Raw genomic sequence first — 2,230 nt, 5'->3', positions numbered from 1 at the left:
CCCTTCTATCTGTTCCGAGTCTTCATTCCTGCCGTTCATCCCACAAGTGGTGGCACAGTCGATTGTATTCGGTAGCTTGAGCGCTTAACGAGCGTAGACGGTAGTTCTAACCGTCTGAAATAAAGAAGAACTATTTGAATAGGGCGTGTGAACGTTGGGAACATCTCCCCAGTGTTCCCGCCCTTTTTTATTTCCAGAATAAGAGGAAAGATGAAATTGGAACTTATCCTAAAGAGTCGAGGCTTGCATTTACAACTTAATGATACGAATGCCGAGCAACTACTGAATTTAGCAGCCGTATCGAGAGCACTTGATGTGAGCTATTCAAATTTAAGACAACTCATTTTCAAAGGAATGAGTGTATCAGATGCGCTTAATTATCTTGTGAACGAAAAGAAAGGCGGTGAATAATCATGCTTGAAATCCACACAAGTTCTATCAAGAACACGGTGAAATTTAGTGTTGATCGTAATTCAATGAAAGAAGCTATGGACGCTTTCGATCAAATTCAGAAGAAAGCTAAAGGCATTAAAGATCCCACGTTGAATATGAAAAAATTCAGCCAAGGGCTTAAATCTGCTGAAAGAGAATTAGACAAGCTGAATAAGAAAGCGTCAAAGCCTCGTAATAGCGATGAACGAGAAAAGGCAAGGGCAGCTAAGGCGCAAGCCCGTGTAGAGGCTCAGGCAGCGAAAGAGGCCGCAAGAAACGCACAGCGCCGTGAACGGGCTGAATTGAAGCTATTGGACACTGCCAGCAGCTTTAGAAGTATGCAACACCTTACCAACGTCGAATTAACCCAGGCGGCATTACAGGCCAGCAGGATCACTAAGGCTTATGCAGCAGGTACTATCTCATTACAACGCCAAAACAGCGAGATCAAACGACTCCAGCAGAGCTACAGACGCATTAACGCTGAGCGTAGGGCTGCGGCGAAAGCGGGAGGGGCTAACGCTCTTGGTGGCGGTGGTAAGGCTACAGGGGCTATCTCTGGCTCTCTGATGGGCTTAGGCACTGGTGCGCTTGCTGGCGCTGGTATTGGTGCGGCGGCTTACGGTGCTTATTCATGGGGGAAAGAGGCTGTTACAGCACAGGAAGAGCGTAGCGAAATTGTGCAACGTGCCAGATTGGGCGGTGTAGATTATAACTTTTTACAATCGTTAGGCCAATTTGCACAGGCTAATGGTATCGATAGCGGGATGGGAACCCAGGGAGCCAGAAAAAACCTCGATGTAGCAAAAGATGTTTCTGAAAAGCTCGCAGATGGTGCGTTGAATGCGAAACGTAATAAACAAGGTGAATGGACAGGAGCACCAACAGGTATTAACACCGCTTTGAATATGGGGTACACGCCTGAACAGCTTAAAGAATGGGCTAAAAATCCGTTTGGTTTTGTCTCTTCATATACCAACACAATGCAATCTAAAGGATTGAGCGAACAAGAAATTTTGCACAATCTTGAAGACCTCGGGGACGATCTCGGACTTTACGCCAAAGCCTTTATGAATGGCGGGAAGGCTCTTACTTATCAGGTGGACGTGCTCAAGCGTAACGGGCAGTGGCTGGATGAAGCACAGCAGGATCAGCTTGTGGCCTACCGTAAGTTTAATCAGGAGCTTAGCATTCTCTCCGATAGCCAGAAGCTGGCATTCTTCGAAGGGTTTATGTCAGAGATTGACCCTGAAACCATGCGAGAGTTTAAGGACGCTATGCAGGAGGCGTTACCCTTCTTTCAGGGTGTCGGACGGGCTGCGGGCGATGTGGTGGATGGTCTGATGAAGCTAACCAACTGGATCACAGGTAAGCTCAACCTACTCAATGGGGATAACACCTCTAAAGAAGCTGTTAGCCAGTATTACGGCACTACGTCAGCACCTGTACAGGCTGGAAGTAATCCAGTGGCTAACGCCTATGGAGCCAGCCAGCCGAAAGCGGATGGTCATGAGCATAATGTATTCGACACAGTGCGCGAATGGTGGAACGGGACAAGCGACGCTAAGGACGTGAGCAGCTACGTGCAGAGCACCAACGGAGATTACTCTCCTGTTTCGATGTTGAAACAGAGTGCAGCAGCGCCCGCTAAGCCAGCCAGTGCGCCGATCATGCAGCCTGTAGTATTGCAGAATCAGCTACCGGAAGGGCTTATCCATCTAACTATTTCTCCTGATCCGACATTCGGAAACATGCTTAATGCTACCGTTGATCAGCGTATCAATGATAACAATCAGCG

The 2,230-nt window shown here is 47.8% G+C and carries 2 protein-coding genes; both read left to right on the top strand.

What is annotated here, in order from left to right; translation table 11 throughout:
- Window positions 1-210 precede the first annotated feature (210 nt).
- Window positions 211-411, top strand: a complete 201-nt coding sequence (locus M8370_RS23120) for an uL22 family ribosomal protein (protein ID WP_223863116.1) — start codon at window positions 211-213, stop codon at window positions 409-411.
- A gap of 2 nt (window positions 412-413) precedes the next feature.
- On the top strand, window positions 414-2,230 hold a 1,817-nt coding region (locus tag M8370_RS23115), incomplete at its 3' end, for a hypothetical protein (RefSeq protein ID WP_250021845.1).

Origin of the sequence: Enterobacter cloacae complex sp. OE43NF (assembly GCF_023544405.1) — a bacterium.
Taxonomy (GTDB): Bacteria; Pseudomonadota; Gammaproteobacteria; order Enterobacterales; family Enterobacteriaceae; genus Enterobacter; species Enterobacter cloacae.
This window is presented reverse-complemented; position numbering and strand designations above follow the sequence as displayed.